The sequence below is a fragment of the Pseudomonas sp. DR 5-09 genome, from assembly GCF_001655595.1.
GTDB classification, from domain to species: domain Bacteria; phylum Pseudomonadota; class Gammaproteobacteria; order Pseudomonadales; family Pseudomonadaceae; genus Aquipseudomonas; species Aquipseudomonas pharyngis.
Genome location: NZ_CP011566.1, coordinates 5,957,566 through 5,971,947, shown reverse-complemented (window position 1 = coordinate 5,971,947; position 14,382 = coordinate 5,957,566). Strand labels below are relative to the sequence as shown.

The following is a 14,382-nucleotide window of genomic DNA, read 5'->3' as shown; positions in this document are numbered from 1 at the left end:
CGGGTTAGAAATCACCCCACAGTTGCTGCGCTACCGCCAGTGCCACAACCGGCGCGGTCTCGGTGCGCAGCACGCGCGGGCCGAGGCGGGCGGCGTGGAAGCCGTTGGCCTTGGCCTGCTCGACTTCGGCGTCGGACAAACCGCCTTCAGGGCCGATCAGGAACGCCAGCGTTGATGGCTTGGCATGGCTGACCAGCGGCTCGGCCACCGGGTGCAGCACCAGTTTCAGTTCGGCTTGCGTCTGTTTCAGCCAGTCGGCCAGCAACAGCGGTGGATGAATCACCGGCACCCGCGAACGACCGCATTGCTCGCAGGCGCTGATCGCCACCTGACGCCAGTGCAGCAGGCGTTTGTCGGCGCGTTCGTCCTTGAGGCGGACTTCGCAGCGCTCGCTGAAGATCGGGGTGATTTCGGTCACGCCCAGTTCGGTGGCTTTCTGGATCGCCCAGTCCATCCGCTCGCCCCGGGACAGGCCCTGGCCGAGGTGGATGTGCAGCGGCGATTCGACCTGGCCGGCGAACTGCTCGTCGATCTGCACCACCACGCGCTTCTTGCCGACTTCCACCAGCGATCCGCGAAACTCATGGCCGGAGCCGTCGAACAACTGCACCGCATCGCCTTCGGCCATGCGCAGCACGCGGCTGATGTAGTGCGCCTGGGCTTCCGGCAGTTCGTGTTCGCCGGTGCTGAGCGGGGCGTCGATAAAGAAGCGGGACAGTCTCATGGTGGTTCTCTAGAAAATTGGATCAGGATCGCTGTTGTGGCGAGTGATGCTTAGCCCGGATCGCGGAACCCGGGATGGAAATCCTTCGGCACCGCCACGCTGACGCTGTCACGAGTGGCGATGTCGATGCCTTCGCTGGCGACTTCGGCGAGGAAGTCGATCTGCTCCGGGGTGATCACGTACGGCGGCAGGAAATACACCACGCTGCCCAGCGGTCGCAGCAGCGCGCCACGCTCCAGCGCATGCTGGAACACCTTCAGGCCGCGACGTTCCTGCCACGGATAAGCCTCTTTTGTGGCTTTGTCCTTGACCATCTCGATCGCCAGGACCATGCCGGTCTGCCGCACTTCCGAAACATTCGGATGATCCACCAGATGCGCCGTCGCCGACGCCATGCGTTGAGCCAGCGCCCGGTTGTTCTCGATCACGTTGTCCTGTTCGAAGATATCCAGAGTCGCCAGCGCCGCCGCACAGGCCAGCGGGTTGCCGGTGTAGCTGTGCGAATGCAGGAAGGCGCGCAGGGTCGGGTAATCGTCGTAGAACGCGCTGTACACCTCGTCGGTGGTCAGGCACGCGGCCAACGGCAGATAGCCACCGGTCAGGGCTTTCGACAGACACAGGAAGTCCGGGCGGATGCCGGCCTGTTCGCAGGCGAACATGGTCCCGGTGCGGCCGAAGCCGACGGCGATTTCGTCGTGGATCAGGTGCACGCCATAACGGTCGCAGGCCTCGCGCAACAGCTTGAGGTACACCGGGTGATACATGCGCATGCCGCCGGCGCCCTGGATCAGCGGCTCGACGATTACGGCAGCGACGCTGTCATGATTTTCCGCCAGCGTCTGTTCCATGGCCGCGAACATATTGCGCGAGTGTTCTTCCCAGCTCATGCCCTGCGGGCGCAGGTAGCAATCCGGGCTCGGCACCTTGATGGTGTCCATCAGCAGTGCTTTATAGGTTTCGGTGAACAACGGCACGTCACCGACTGACATCGCCGCCATGGTTTCGCCGTGGTAGCTGTTGGTCAGGGTGACGAAGCGTTTCCTGTTCGGCTGGCCGCGGTTGAGCCAGTAGTGAAAGCTCATTTTCAGCGCGACTTCGATGCAGGACGAACCGTTATCGGCGTAGAACACCCGGTTCAGGCCTTCCGGCGTCATCTTCACCAGACGCTCGGACAGCTCGATCACTGGCTGATGGCTGAAACCGGCCAGAATCACGTGTTCCAGCTGATCGACCTGATCCTTGATGCGCTGGTTGATGCGCGGGTTGGCGTGGCCGAACACGTTGACCCACCAGGAGCTGACCGCGTCCAGATAACGCTTGCCTTCGAAGTCTTCGAGCCAGACGCCTTCACCGCGCTTGATCGGGATCAGCGGCAGCTGTTCGTGGTCTTTCATCTGGGTGCAGGGATGCCACAGCACCGCGAGATCGCGTTGCATCCACTGGTTGTTCAGGCCCATGTTCAGTCTCCTCGAGGCGGCTCGCGTCAGGCGCGGGCAAACAATCGCGCAAGCCTATGCAATGCATCGCGCCGGAACAACCCATTGTGTCGATTGAGCTACTTTGTATGGGCCGATAGACGTCGCTGGCGGCGTTTTGATGGCTGACGTATTCTTCGCGGTTCTTTGGGTCGTCTGACCCGCAAAACTGCTTTTTCCTACGTGTATTTCCGGAGTTCGCTGAATGTCTGTCGGTTGGCTGCGCGCCTGTGCGCTGGTGGTGTTGGGGCTGTTCAGCGTTACGGCGCTGGCCAAGGATAAAACCGCGATCGTGATCGGCGGCGGCCTGTCGGGCCTGACGGCGGCTTACGAACTGCAGAACAAGGGCTGGCAGGTCACGCTGCTCGAAGCCAAGCCGAGCCTGGGCGGCCGCTCGGGCATGGCCACCAGCGAGTGGATCGGCAACGACAAGACTCAACCGGTGCTGAACAAGTACGTTTCGACGTTCAAGCTGAGCACCACGCCGGCCCCTGAATTCGTACGGACCCCGGGTTACCTGATCGATGGCGAGTATTTCTCCGCCGCTGACCTGACCACCAAACAGCCTGCCACGGCCGAAGCGCTGAAGCGCTACGAGAAAACCCGTGACGATCTGGCGCGCTCGATCGACGATCCGCAGAACCCGGCGGCCACCAACACCCTGCACGCCCTGGACCAGATCAACGTCTCGAGCTGGCTCGACAAGCAGAACCTGCCGGCCACCGCGCGTCAGCTGATCAACCAGGATATCCGCACCCACTACGACGAGCCTTCGCGCCTGTCGCTGCTGTACTTCGCGCAGCAGAGCCGGGTGTATCGCGGCGTGTCCGACCGTGACCTGCGCGCTTCGCGTCTGGTCGGTGGCAGCCCGGTGCTGGCCCAGGCCTTCGTCAAACAACTGAAAACCATCAAGACCAACTCGCCAGTATCTGCCATCACCCAGGACAAGGACGGCGTGACCGTCAAGGTCGGCAGCGTCGGCTACCAGGCCGATTACGTTGTGCTGGCGGTGCCGTTGCGCGCCCTCAACAAGATCCAGCTGACTCCGGCGCTGGACGCCCAGCACCTGGCCGCGATCAAAGGCACCAACTACGGCTGGCGCGACCAGATCATGCTGAAGTTCAAGACGCCGGTATGGGAAAGCAAGGCGCGGATGTCCGGCGAGATCTACAGCAACACCGGCCTTGGCATGTTGTGGATCGAGCCGGCCCTGAAGGGCGGCGCCAACGTGGTGATCAACCTGTCCGGCGATAACGCCCGCGTCATGCAGGCCTTCGGCGACAAGCAGATGGTCGATCAGGTGCTGATCCGTCTGCACGCGTTTTATCCACAGGCCCGTGGTTCGTTTACCGGTTATGAAATCCGTCGCTACAGCACCGACCCGTCGACCGGTGGTTCCTACCTGGCCTTCGGCCCTGGCCAGATCAGCAAATACTGGCGCCTGTGGGAGCGTCCGCTGCAGCGCGTAGCGTTTGCCGGCGAACACACCGACACCTTGTACCCGGGCACGCTGGAAGGCGCACTGCGCACCGGTCAGCGTGCAGCCAGTCAGGTTGAAGACCTGGCGGCGGGCAAATCCTTCGAACCGGTCAAGGTCGGCCCGGCAGCGGCCACCGCCGCAGCGGCGGGTGCGGGTGCGGCAGTAGCGGCGAAGAAAGGCAACTTCTTCACCAACCTGTTCGGCGGTTCGGACGACGACAAGAAGCCAGAGCCAGTGAAAGCGCCAGAGCCGGCACCTGCTCCAGCCGCTCCAGCGCCTGCACCGGCTCCGGCCCCTGCGCCAGCCCCGGTGGAAGCACCGAAGCCAGCGGCCCCGGTGAAAGCCGAGCCGGCGAAGAAAGCGGCAGCCAAACCAGCAGCGAAGAAACCGGCGGCCAAGACCGAAGCGAAAAAACCTGCGGCGAAACCTGCGGCGAAAAAAGCTGAACCGGCGAAGAAGCCAGCGGCCAAACCGGCGGCAACCACCGAGACCAAAGCGCAGTAAGGCTTTGCGGTGAATGAAAAAGCGCGGCTTTCAGGCCGCGCTTTTTTTTGCGTGGGATTCACAACATCCCGCCACACTTTTGTCTTTAATCTTTCCTTAACTCCCCTGTTCAAGACTCTTGATCGTATTTCTCGATATTTCAAAGCAAAATTTTCCGCTTTAATTCGATAGATAACTCGCTAGTCTTGGTTCGCAGTTCTCACAGGATTTGGGCAATGCAGCTACGTAACTCTTCTTCGCGCTACGGTTGGGTCAGCATCTTCATGCACTGGGGCGTGGCGCTGGTGGTCTTCGGACTGTTCGCGCTGGGTCTGTGGATGGTGGGGCTGGATTACTACAGCACCTGGCGCAAAGACGCGCCGGATCTGCACAAGAGCATCGGTCTGGTGCTGCTGGGTGTGATGGTGTTGCGGGTGTTGTGGCGCTTTGTCAGCCCACCGCCGCCAACGCTGCAAAGCTACAGCCGCATGACCCGCATCGGCGCCAAGTTCGGCCATGGGTTTCTCTACCTTGCGCTGTTCGCCGTGATGATTGCCGGTTACCTGATTTCCACCGCAGACGGTGTCGGGATTCCGGTGTTTGGCCTGTTTGAAGTTCCTGCACTGGTTTCCGGACTACCGGATCAGGCAGATACCGCCGGTGTGATTCATCTGTACCTGGCATGGGCGCTGGTAATTTTTTCCGGCCTTCATGCGTTGGCAGCATTGAAGCACCACTTTATCGATCGTGATGCGACCCTGACACGAATGCTGGGACGCAAAGCCTGATGTTCAACCTCGACTCCAAAGGAAAACAAAGCATGTTGAAAAAGACTCTGGCCGCTCTGGCAATCGGCTCTGCCGTCCTGTCCGCCAATGTGATGGCCGCTGACTACGTAGTCGACAAAGAAGGCCAGCACGCCTTCGTCGACTTCAAAATCAGCCACCTGGGCTACAGCTACATCACCGGTACCTTCAAGGACATCAGCGGCAAGTTCAGCTTCGATGCTGCCAAGCCTGAAGACAGCAAGATCGAGTTCGACGTGAAGACCGCCAGCGTGTTCACCAACCACGCCGAGCGTGACAAGCACATCTCCAGCAAAGACTTCCTGGACGTGGGCAAATACGCTGATGCCAAGTTCGTCTCCACCAGCGTCAAGTCCACCGGCAAGAACGCCGATGGCAAAGACACTGCCGACGTGACGGGTGACCTGACCCTGCACGGCGTGACCAAGCCGATCGTGGTCAAGGCCACTTTCCTGGGTGAAGGCAAGGATCCATGGGGCGGCTACCGTGCCGGCTTCGAAGGCACTACCAGCATCAAGCGTTCTGATTTCGGCAAGATGATGGACCTGGGTCCACAGTCTGACAAAGTCGACCTGTACATCTCGTTCGAAGGTGTCAAAGCGAAGTAATTTTCGCCGGTCTCACAAAAACGCCCTCGGTCTAGCGAACGAGGGCGTTTTTTATTGCCTGCAGCAAACTTCGCCTTAGAGGCGCGCAAAAAAATGCCCCGGTTTTCAGGCCGGGGCATTTTTCATGGCAGTCGAAAACTCAGCGATTGCGGGTCAGCAAGGCCGGTTTTTCACCGCGTGGGCGGCTTGGCAGTTGATCCAGCTGCTCAGGCGTCGGGAAGCGGTCGGCTTTCGACTCCTTGTGCATGATCTTCGGGCCACTGCTGCGCGGGTTCTGCACGGCCGGTTCAGCGCGCTGCTGATCGTCACGGGCCGGGCGGCGGTTGCGCGGGTTTTCGTCGCGACGACCCTGACCGTCACGCGGTGCACCATTGCGTGGGCCACTGCGTTTGCCTGGCGGGGTGCCGGTGCTCGAACCGTTGCTGTTGCGCGGGCCGTTCTGGCGACCTTGCGACTGCCCGCCGCGGGGTGCGCCCGAACCTGCGCCTTGCGCCGGAGCGCCCGGGCGACGGTTGCGACCTCCGGCCGGAGCCTGCTTCGGCACGTAATCAACGCGGTTACCGAAGTTATCGATATCGTCGTCGAGGAATTCGTCCGGAGCACGGTCAGCAGCGGCGCGTGGCGGCTGGCTTGGCTGGCGTTGTTCGCGGGCCGGGGTGCCTTCACGCGGCTTCTGTTGACGGGCTGGACGCTCGCCACGTTCGCCGGCCGGTTTTTCCTTGCCCTTGTCTTTGCCTTTGTCTTTACGACCGCCGCCACCGCCGCCGCCATTCGGGCCGTCGCCGCGTGGGCCACGGGCATTGCGCGGGTTGCGCATGTCCGGACGTTCACGGGCTTCCGGCTTCTCGGCCTCGATGGTGCTGGCATCGAAGCCCATCAGGTCGCCGTCGGCGATTTTCTGCTTGGTCATGCGTTCGATGCTTTTCAGCAGTTTTTCTTCGTCCGGCGCGACCAGCGAGATCGCCTCGCCCGAACGACCGGCCCGGCCGGTACGGCCGATACGGTGGACGTAGTCCTCATCGACGTTCGGCAGTTCGAAGTTGACCACGTGTGGCAACTGGTCGATGTCCAGGCCACGGGCGGCGATGTCGGTGGCAACCAGGATGCGCACTTCACCGGCCTTGAAGTCGGCCAGGGCTTTGGTGCGGGCGTTCTGGCTCTTGTTGCCGTGGATCGCCACAGCCGGCAGGCCGTGTTTGTCCAGGTACTCGGCCAGACGGTTGGCGCCATGCTTGGTGCGGGTGAACACCAGCACCTGTTCCCACGCGCCGGCGGTAATCAGGTGGGCCAGCAGCGCACGCTTGTGGCTGGCCGGCAGACGGAAGACGCGTTGTTCGATGCGCTCGACCGTGGTGTTCGGCGGCGTCACTTCGATGCGTTCCGGGTTGTGCAGCAGCTTGCCGGCAAGATCCGTGATGTCTTTGGAGAAGGTCGCAGAGAACAGCAGGTTCTGGCGTTTGGCCGGCAGGCGCGCGAGGACTTTCTTCACGTCGTGGACGAAGCCCATGTCGAGCATGCGGTCGGCTTCGTCGAGCACGAGAATTTCGACGTGGGACAGATCGACGCTGCCCTGGCCGCACAGGTCGAGCAGTCGACCGGGGCACGCCACCAGCACGTCAACGCCACGGGACATGGCCTGAACCTGCGGGTTCATGCCGACGCCGCCGAAGATGCACGCGCTGACGAATTTCAGGTCGCGGGCGTAGATCTTGAAACTGTCGTGAACCTGCGCCGCGAGTTCGCGGGTAGGGGTCAGCACGAGCACGCGCGGTTGGCGCGGGCCGTGACGCTGGGATTTGTCCGGGTGACCGTTGGGAAACAGCCGCTCCAGGATCGGAAGGGCGAAACCGCCGGTTTTACCAGTACCTGTCTGAGCCGCAACCATCAGGTCGCGACCTTGCAACACGGCGGGAATGGCCCGCTGTTGCACCGGAGTAGGCTCGGTATAGCCCGCATCTTCGATAGCGCGGACCAAAGCCTCGGAGAGACCGAGGGAAGCAAAGGACATGAGTAATCCTGTTTCAGTTAGGGCTTGGCCCAATGGGAGTCTTGCCTGGCGCGAATGGCGTTTAAGAGGACGCAATCCCGTCCGGTCCTGCTGCGGTTCCGAAGGCACGTCCGGAGCGCTCGCGCGGGCTGAAAAGCTGCGCTGTAGCGGGTCGGGAGGCCTGTTACGGTTCCGGGCGTCCGGGCGTGAGCCTGGCGGGAACGCCGGAGTATAACAGAGCAATCACTGCGCGCCGCTTTCCTGCTGCTCAACGGTTTTGCCGCTGGCGGTGGCGTTGCTCAGTGGCGACGTCAGGGCGGGGGCTGCGCCGTAGCGGGCGCTGAGCTCGGCATAGGCCGGTTCGCGCTTGAAACGCTTGAGTTCGGCGCCGAAGCGCTGTACCAGCAAATCCATCCCGGCATTGCGTCGCACGGCCAGAAACTGGCTCTGGCGGCTGATGACCGTGGGGTTTTCAGTGATCTGGTTGCGGATATCCAATTCATCGAGCAAATGCTGGCCCACGCGGCGGTCGGTGATCAGCAGGTCGATGCGCCCGCGCACCAGTTTGCCGAAATTGGCTTCGTGGGTCGGGGCCGGTTCCCGAGTGAACAGGGTCGATTCGCGAAAATCGGGGCTGTACAGATAGCCCGGCGACGTACCGATGGTCAGGCCCTTGAGGTCTTCGAGGCTGCGAAAAGGGTGCGGGCGGTCGTTGGCGTAAAACATCACGAACTCGACGTCCGACAGCGGTTCGCTCGGATAGAGCAGGGTGGCGTCGCGTTCGTCGCTGTGGAAGATGTCCAGCGCGCCGTCGGCCTGACCGGTTTCGAGCATCGACAGGCAGCGTTTCCAAGGCAGGAACTGCCATTCGACTTCGATGCCCAGGCGCTTGAACACGATGGCGGTGGTTTCGTAGTCCAGTCCGAGGTTCTTGCCGTCTTGTTCATAGACGTACGGCGCCCACGGTTCGGTGACGATACGCAGCTTCTCGCCCCGAGCGGCAAAGCTCAGGCAAGCAAAAACCAGCACGGCGAATAACTGCGTGATCAAAGGCATGGCTTGAGATTACGACGAGAAACGGCAAAGAGCCAGAAACTGGCCGCAGAAGCTCTGTTTCGGGCGTTAAAAGCAAAAAATCGCAGCGGCGAAAGCGCTGTAGGCACTGTCGTGGCTGCGATCTTCTGGTCTTGCGGTGACGTCTTTTTAGCGCGGCAGCTTCAGGTTGTTCCAGATCGCCAGGCTCGGTTCGGCCTGGTTCATGGAATAGAAGTGTAGGCCGGGTGCGCCGCCTTGCAGCAGGCGCTCGCACATTTCCGTGACGACCTGTTCGCCAAAACGCTGAATGCTTTGGCTGTCATCGCCGTAGGCTTCCAGCTGCTTGCGGATCCAGCGCGGGATTTCCGCACCGCAGGCATCGGAGAAACGCGCGAGTTTGCTGTAGTTGGTGATCGGCATGATCCCCGGCACGACCGGAATGTCCACGCCCAGCGCCTGCAAACGGTCGACAAAGTAGAAGTAGCTGTCGGCGTTGAAGAAGTACTGAGTGATCGCGCTGTCGGCGCCGGCACGGGCTTTGCGCACGAAGTTGGCGAGATCGTCCTCGTAGTTGCGCGCTTGCGGATGCATTTCCGGGTAGGCGGCGACTTCGATGTGGAAATGATTGCCGGTTTCTTCACGAATGAATTCAACCAGTTCATTGGCGTGACGCAGCTCGCCGCTGGTCATGCCCATGCCGGACGGCAGGTCACCGCGCAGGGCGACGATGCGCTTGATGCCGGCGGCCTTGTACTCGTTCAGCAGGCCGCGCAGGTCGTCCTTGCTGTCGCCGACGCACGACAGGTGCGGGGCGGCGGGGATTTTGACTTCGCTTTCCAGCTGCAACACGGTGTTCAGCGTGCGGTCACGGGTCGAACCGCCAGCGCCGTAGGTGCAGGAAAAGAAGTCGGGGTTGTAGGTGGCCAGCTGACGGGCAGTGGCGAGCAGTTTTTCATGCCCAGCATCGGTCTTGGTCGGGAAGAACTCGAAGCTGTAGCGACGGTCTTGGGACATGGAGGGGACCTCCAGCTACAAGCTGCAAGCTTCAAGCTGCAAGAGCAGCGGAGGTGCGCTGGTCTCTTGTGCCTGAAGCTTGCGGCCTGACACTGTTTTGACAAATAGGGGCAGAGCTTTCGGGCTTCGCGCGGCAAGCCCGGCTTGTGGCCTTGCTTGCCGCTTGAAGCTTGAAGCTCGCAGCTGCTCTTAGTAGCGGTAAGCGTGTGGCTTGAACGGGCCTTCGACGGTCACGCCGATGTAGTCAGCCTGTTGCTTGGTCAGTTGAGTGACCACGCCGCCGAAGCCGCGAACCATTTCCAGGGCCACTTCTTCGTCGAGTTTCTTCGGCAGTACTTCAACGGTCAGACGCTCGGCTTTCTGGGCTGGCGACAGGTCGGCGTACTTCTGGCCGAACAGGAAGATCTGCGCCAGCACCTGGTTGGCGAACGAACCGTCCATGATGCGGCTCGGGTGACCGGTGGCGTTGCCCAGGTTCACCAGACGGCCTTCGGCCAACAGGATCAGGTAGTCGTCGTTCTGTGGGTCGAACGAGCCAGCACCGGTACGGTGGATCTTGTGTACCTGTGGCTTCACTTCTTCCCATGCCCAGTTCTTGCGCATGAAAGCGGTGTCGATTTCGTTGTCGAAGTGACCGATGTTGCAGACAACGGCGCGCTTCTTCAGGGCTTTGAGCATGTTTGCGTCGCAAACGTTGACGTTACCGGTGGTGGTCACGATCAGGTCGATCTTGCCCAGCAGCGCTTTGTCGATGCTCGCTTCAGTGCCGTCGTTGATACCGTCGATGAACGGCGAAACCAGTTCGAAACCGTCCATGCAGGCTTGCATGGCGCAGATCGGGTCGACTTCGGAGACTTTGACGATCATGCCTTCCTGACGCAGGGACTGGGCCGAACCCTTGCCCACGTCACCGTAGCCGATGACCAGCGCTTGCTTGCCGGACAGCAGGTGGTCGGTACCGCGCTTGATGGCATCGTTCAGGCTGTGACGGCAGCCGTACTTGTTGTCGTTCTTGGACTTGGTCACCGAGTCGTTGACGTTGATGGCCGGGATTTTCAGCTCGCCCTTGGCCAGCATGTCCAGCAGACGGTGCACGCCGGTGGTGGTTTCTTCGGTCACGCCGTGAACGCGGTCCAGAACCTGTGGGTATTTCTTGTGCAACAGCTCGGTCAGGTCGCCGCCGTCGTCGAGGATCATGTTGGCGTCCCATGGCTGGCCATCCTTCAGGATGGTCTGCTCCAGGCACCACTCGTACTCTTCTTCAGTCTCGCCTTTCCAGGCGAAAACCGGGATGCCGGCAGCAGCGATGGAAGCAGCGGCCTGATCCTGAGTCGAGAAAATGTTGCAGGACGACCAGCGTACTTCGGCACCCAGGGCAACCAGGGTTTCGATCAGCACGGCAGTCTGAATGGTCATGTGGATGCAGCCGAGGATTTTTGCGCCTTTCAAAGGCTGCTCGGAAGCGTACTTGCGGCGCAGACCCATCAGGGCCGGCATTTCCGACTCGGCGATGATGGTTTCGCGACGGCCCCAGGCAGCCAGGGACATGTCGGCAACTTTGTAATCGTTAAAATCGGCAGGCGTGATAACAGCGCTCATGAAGAGCCTCCATTCGTAATGTATGCGAATGGGCGCCGTTGTGCGTTTAGTGTCCGGCCTGAGCCGGTCAACGCCCCATCCGAGCCTGACAGGTTGAACCTGCTGCAGCGCCCCTCGGACAGGTGGCGGGAAAACGGTATCAAGTGAAGGTTACCGTTTTGAAACGGGGGCGATTATAGCCGTCTAGACTGATCTTCCAAAGGGTTTCTGTCGGCCAGATGAAGATCGCCAATCGCGACCATAGTAGAAGCCTCATGGAGCATGACCGCTCAGTCTGCCAAGATGGCGCCATCATTCGGCAAGACGCTCAGGAGTGAAGATGAATTTCCACACCCGCAAGTGGGTAAAACCCGAAGACCTCAACCCCAACGGCACCCTGTTCGGCGGCAGCCTGCTGCGCTGGATCGACGAGGAAGCCGCGATCTACGCCATCGTTCAACTGGGCAACCAGCGTGTGGTGACCAAGTACATTTCCGAAATCAACTTCGTCAGCGCCTCGCGCCAGGGCGACATCATCGAACTGGGCATCACCGCCACCGAGTTCGGCCGCACCTCGATCACCCTGACCTGCGAAGTGCGCAACAAGATCACCCGCAAGAGCATCCTGACCGTCGAGAAGATGGTCTTCGTCAACCTCGGCGAAGACGGCCTGCCGGCGCCGCACGGGCGAACCGAAATCAGGTACGTAAAAGACCAGTTCAAGGATGACGTGCCCGTTACCGAATGATATCGGCGGTGCCCCCATCGCGAGCAAGCCCGCTCCCACATTAGACCCCGTGCTCCCCCGCAACTCGGTCAACTGTGGGAGCGGGCTTGCTCGCGAAAGCGGTTGTGCAGTCACCGAAGATTTATCTGGCTACTGAACAGCCATGAACCGCAGGGGTCGTAGCTAAAAGCCCCTCTACGGTTCCCACGCCATGACCACCCCAACAGACGGCAAGACCCCCGACCTCTCGGCCAAGGAACAACACGAAGTCGAGAAAAACCAGCCGCCCCGGGCGGCGGTCCTGCATGAAATCATCCGCAAACAAGGCGACCAGGAACTGGAGCGCAGCATCGCCGCGCTGTGGTGGTCGGCGCTGGCAGCCGGGCTGACCATGGGCCTGTCGCTGATGGGCATGGGCCTGCTCAACTCGCGTCTGCCCGAGGGCGACGAATTCAAGGTGATCGCCAGCTTCGGCTACTGCGCGGGTTTTCTCGCGGTGATCCTCGCCCGCCAGCAACTGTTCACCGAAAACACCCTGACCGCCGTGCTGCCGGTGATGACCAAGCCAACCCTGGGCAATTTCGGCCGGTTGATCCGGCTCTGGACCGTGGTGCTGTTCGGCAACCTGTGCGGGACGATTCTGGTGGCGTACGTGATGCTCGAACTGCCGATCTTCGACAGCAAGACCGACGAGGCCTTCCTCGAAATCGGCCGCAAGGTCATGGAGAACCACGCGAGTCAGATGTTCGCCAAGGGCATCGTCTCGGGCTGGATGATCGCCACCATGGTCTGGATGATCCCGTCCATGGAAAGCGCGAAGATGTGGATCATCATCCTCATCACCTATCTGATGGCACTGGGCGATTTCACGCACATCGTGGTGGGATCGGCGGAGGTGTCGTATCTGGTGTTTGCCGGCGAGTTGCCGTGGAGTGATTTCTGGGCGGTGTTTGCCGGGCCGACCCTGGCGGGGAACATCATCGGCGGCAGTTTCATCTTTGCCCTGATCAGTCATGCGCAGATCCGCAGTGAAAGCGGTGCGCCGAAAGAAACGGATGCGCCGAAGGAATCTGCGGACCAGGCCGAAAAGCCCGATCCGCAGCGGATCAAGAAATGATCAATGGTGCGCGGGCTCGGCAGCGGTCGCCGGCTCGTCGCGTGTTGCGTGCTTGACCAGTTTGCCGATGGTCAGGCCCTGCAACAGGATCGACGACAGCACCACGATGTAGGTGATGCTCAGCAGCAGATCGCGCTCCGGGCCCAACGGTAGGGCCAGGGCCAATGCCACCGAAACACCGCCGCGCAAACCACCCCAGGTCAGGATCCGGATCGTGCCGCGCGGCACGGTGCGCCAGCGCCGCAGCAAGACGATGGCCGGGGCCACGGTGAGCAGGCGCGACAGCAGAATCGCCAGCGCCAGCAGGCTAGCCGCCGCCACGTGCAGCCAGTTGAACGGCAGCAGCAACAGCTCCATGCCGATCAGCGCGAACAGCAGGGCGTTGAGCATGTCGTCGAGCAATTCCCAGAAACCGTCGAGGTATTTGCGCGTCATGTCGTTCATCGCCAGGTTGCGACCCAGGTTACCGATGATCAGACCGGCGACCACCATCGCAATCGGTGCCGAGACGTGCAGCTCGGTGGCCATCGCCGAACCGCCAATCACCAGCGCCAGGGTCAGCATGACTTCGATCTGGTGCTGCTCGATGCTCTTGATCATCAGGTACACCAGATAACCGATCAGCCCGCCGAACAGCACGCCACCGATGGCTTCGTGAGCAAACAGCATGGCCGTGGCGCCGATAGTCGGGGTTTCGCCCAGTTGCGCGATGCCCAGCAGCACGGTGAACACCACTACGGCGGTGCCGTCGTTGAACAGCGATTCGCCGACGATGGTGGTCTTCAGCGGCTTCGAGGCATTGGCCGTACGCAGCACGCCGAGGACCGCAATCGGGTCGGTCGGGGAAATCAGCGCGCCGAACAACAGGCAGTAGAGGAAGCTCACGTGCCAGCCGAACAGGGCAAAAATGTAATAGGCGAGGCTGCCGATCACGGCGGTGGCGATCAGTACGCCGAAGGTCGCCAGCAGGCCGATGGGCCAACGGTAGCTGCGCAGGTCGTTCAGGTTCACGTGCAAGGCGCCAGCGAACAGCAGGAACGACAGCATCCAGTTCATCAGCAGATCGCCGAAGTCGATCTGGCCGATCAGTTGCTGCACGCGCTCTTCCAGACCGGGGTAACCGAGCAGGCTCAAGCCTTGCAGCAACAGGGAAAACATCAGTGCGGTAACCATCACGCCGATGGTCGGAGGCAGTCCGATGAAGCGGAAATTCACAAAGGTGAGGAGGGTGGTGAGGCAGATGAAAGCGGCGACGAGTTCAAGCATCCGGGGTCCTTTGGATGGGGGTGAAAGACAGCGCGGCCATTCATGGACGCAAGGGTTGGATGGGCTGACGCCGGGTGGGGAC

At 61.3% G+C, this 14,382-nt stretch carries 12 protein-coding genes and 1 riboswitch; of the genes, 5 read left to right on the top strand and 7 right to left on the bottom strand.

The genetic code is table 11. From position 1 onward, the window contains the following. Positions 1–4: 4 nt before the first annotated feature. Both PDR5_RS26890 and PDR5_RS26885 read right to left on the bottom strand, forming a co-directional pair. On the bottom strand, positions 5–724 hold the full coding sequence (locus PDR5_RS26890) for a 16S rRNA (uracil(1498)-N(3))-methyltransferase (protein WP_064600035.1): 720 nt from the start codon (positions 722–724) through the stop codon (positions 5–7). 50 nt (positions 725–774) lie between these two features. Beyond that, the gene (locus PDR5_RS26885; protein WP_064600033.1) at positions 775–2,181 is read right to left on the bottom strand and encodes an adenosylmethionine--8-amino-7-oxononanoate transaminase; all 1,407 of its coding nucleotides are present in this window, start codon (positions 2,179–2,181) and stop codon (positions 775–777) included. Positions 2,182–2,404: 223 nt separating this feature from the next. Here PDR5_RS26885 and PDR5_RS26880 point away from each other — a divergent pair, with 223 nt between their 5' ends. From PDR5_RS26880 to PDR5_RS26870, 3 genes are all read left to right on the top strand, one after another. Next, positions 2,405–4,183, top strand: a complete 1,779-nt coding sequence (locus PDR5_RS26880) for a flavin monoamine oxidase family protein (RefSeq protein ID WP_064600031.1) — start codon at positions 2,405–2,407, stop codon at positions 4,181–4,183. A gap of 215 nt (positions 4,184–4,398) precedes the next feature. Continuing rightward, positions 4,399–4,950: a cytochrome b gene (locus PDR5_RS26875; RefSeq protein WP_064600029.1), complete on the top strand. Its 552-nt coding sequence runs from the start codon at positions 4,399–4,401 to the stop codon at positions 4,948–4,950. 32 nt (positions 4,951–4,982) lie between these two features. Further along, positions 4,983–5,576 carry a YceI family protein gene (locus PDR5_RS26870; RefSeq protein ID WP_039768113.1) on the top strand — a complete coding sequence of 198 codons (594 nt, stop codon included), beginning with the start codon at positions 4,983–4,985 and terminating at the stop codon, positions 5,574–5,576. 139 nt (positions 5,577–5,715) lie between these two features. On the opposite strand, the gene PDR5_RS26865 is transcribed toward PDR5_RS26870, so the two are convergent. From PDR5_RS26865 to ahcY, 4 genes are all read right to left on the bottom strand, one after another. Further along, on the bottom strand, positions 5,716–7,584 hold the full coding sequence (locus PDR5_RS26865; RefSeq protein ID WP_064600025.1) for a DEAD/DEAH box helicase: 1,869 nt from the start codon (positions 7,582–7,584) through the stop codon (positions 5,716–5,718). Positions 7,585–7,806: 222 nt separating this feature from the next. Then, the gene (locus PDR5_RS26860) at positions 7,807–8,619 is read right to left on the bottom strand and encodes a substrate-binding periplasmic protein (RefSeq protein ID WP_064600023.1); all 813 of its coding nucleotides are present in this window, start codon (positions 8,617–8,619) and stop codon (positions 7,807–7,809) included. Between the two features lie 147 nt (positions 8,620–8,766). Continuing rightward, positions 8,767–9,612 (bottom strand): methylenetetrahydrofolate reductase [NAD(P)H], encoded by an 846-nt coding sequence (gene metF, locus PDR5_RS26855; RefSeq protein ID WP_007959683.1) that lies wholly within the window; start codon positions 9,610–9,612, stop codon positions 8,767–8,769. Between the two features lie 189 nt (positions 9,613–9,801). Beyond that, positions 9,802–11,211 carry an adenosylhomocysteinase gene (gene ahcY, locus PDR5_RS26850; RefSeq protein WP_039767963.1) on the bottom strand — a complete coding sequence of 470 codons (1,410 nt, stop codon included), beginning with the start codon at positions 11,209–11,211 and terminating at the stop codon, positions 9,802–9,804. A 23-nt stretch (positions 11,212–11,234) separates the two neighbouring features. Next, positions 11,235–11,333: riboswitch (S-adenosyl-L-homocysteine riboswitch) on the bottom strand. A 197-nt stretch (positions 11,334–11,530) separates the two neighbouring features. Between ahcY and PDR5_RS26845 the strand changes: the two genes are divergently transcribed. Next, the gene (locus PDR5_RS26845) at positions 11,531–11,938 is read left to right on the top strand and encodes an acyl-CoA thioesterase (RefSeq protein ID WP_011336338.1); all 408 of its coding nucleotides are present in this window, start codon (positions 11,531–11,533) and stop codon (positions 11,936–11,938) included. 190 nt (positions 11,939–12,128) lie between these two features. Next, positions 12,129–13,034, top strand: a complete 906-nt coding sequence (locus PDR5_RS26840; protein ID WP_064600022.1) for a formate/nitrite transporter family protein — start codon at positions 12,129–12,131, stop codon at positions 13,032–13,034. Here the strand turns inward: PDR5_RS26840 and PDR5_RS26835 are convergent, their stop codons facing one another. After that, the gene (locus PDR5_RS26835; RefSeq protein ID WP_064600020.1) at positions 13,035–14,300 is read right to left on the bottom strand and encodes a cation:proton antiporter; all 1,266 of its coding nucleotides are present in this window, start codon (positions 14,298–14,300) and stop codon (positions 13,035–13,037) included. Between the last annotated feature and the right edge of the window lie 82 nt (positions 14,301–14,382).

Excerpts from the sequence above, each read along its gene's own strand:
- PDR5_RS26890 (WP_064600035.1), bottom strand. The coding sequence starts at position 724 with ATGAGACTGTCCCGCTTCTTTATCGACGCCCCGCTCAGCACCGGCGAA.
- PDR5_RS26885 (WP_064600033.1), bottom strand. The coding sequence starts at position 2,181 with ATGGGCCTGAACAACCAGTGGATGCAACGCGATCTCGCGGTGCTGTGG.
- PDR5_RS26880 (WP_064600031.1), top strand. The coding sequence starts at position 2,405 with ATGTCTGTCGGTTGGCTGCGCGCCTGTGCGCTGGTGGTGTTGGGGCTG.
- PDR5_RS26875 (WP_064600029.1), top strand. The coding sequence starts at position 4,399 with ATGCAGCTACGTAACTCTTCTTCGCGCTACGGTTGGGTCAGCATCTTC.
- PDR5_RS26870 (WP_039768113.1), top strand. The coding sequence starts at position 4,983 with ATGTTGAAAAAGACTCTGGCCGCTCTGGCAATCGGCTCTGCCGTCCTG.
- PDR5_RS26865 (WP_064600025.1), bottom strand. The coding sequence starts at position 7,584 with ATGTCCTTTGCTTCCCTCGGTCTCTCCGAGGCTTTGGTCCGCGCTATC.
- PDR5_RS26860 (WP_064600023.1), bottom strand. The coding sequence starts at position 8,619 with ATGCCTTTGATCACGCAGTTATTCGCCGTGCTGGTTTTTGCTTGCCTG.
- metF (WP_007959683.1), bottom strand. The coding sequence starts at position 9,612 with ATGTCCCAAGACCGTCGCTACAGCTTCGAGTTCTTCCCGACCAAGACC.
- ahcY (WP_039767963.1), bottom strand. The coding sequence starts at position 11,211 with ATGAGCGCTGTTATCACGCCTGCCGATTTTAACGATTACAAAGTTGCC.
- PDR5_RS26845 (WP_011336338.1), top strand. The coding sequence starts at position 11,531 with ATGAATTTCCACACCCGCAAGTGGGTAAAACCCGAAGACCTCAACCCC.
- PDR5_RS26840 (WP_064600022.1), top strand. The coding sequence starts at position 12,129 with ATGACCACCCCAACAGACGGCAAGACCCCCGACCTCTCGGCCAAGGAA.
- PDR5_RS26835 (WP_064600020.1), bottom strand. The coding sequence starts at position 14,300 with ATGCTTGAACTCGTCGCCGCTTTCATCTGCCTCACCACCCTCCTCACC.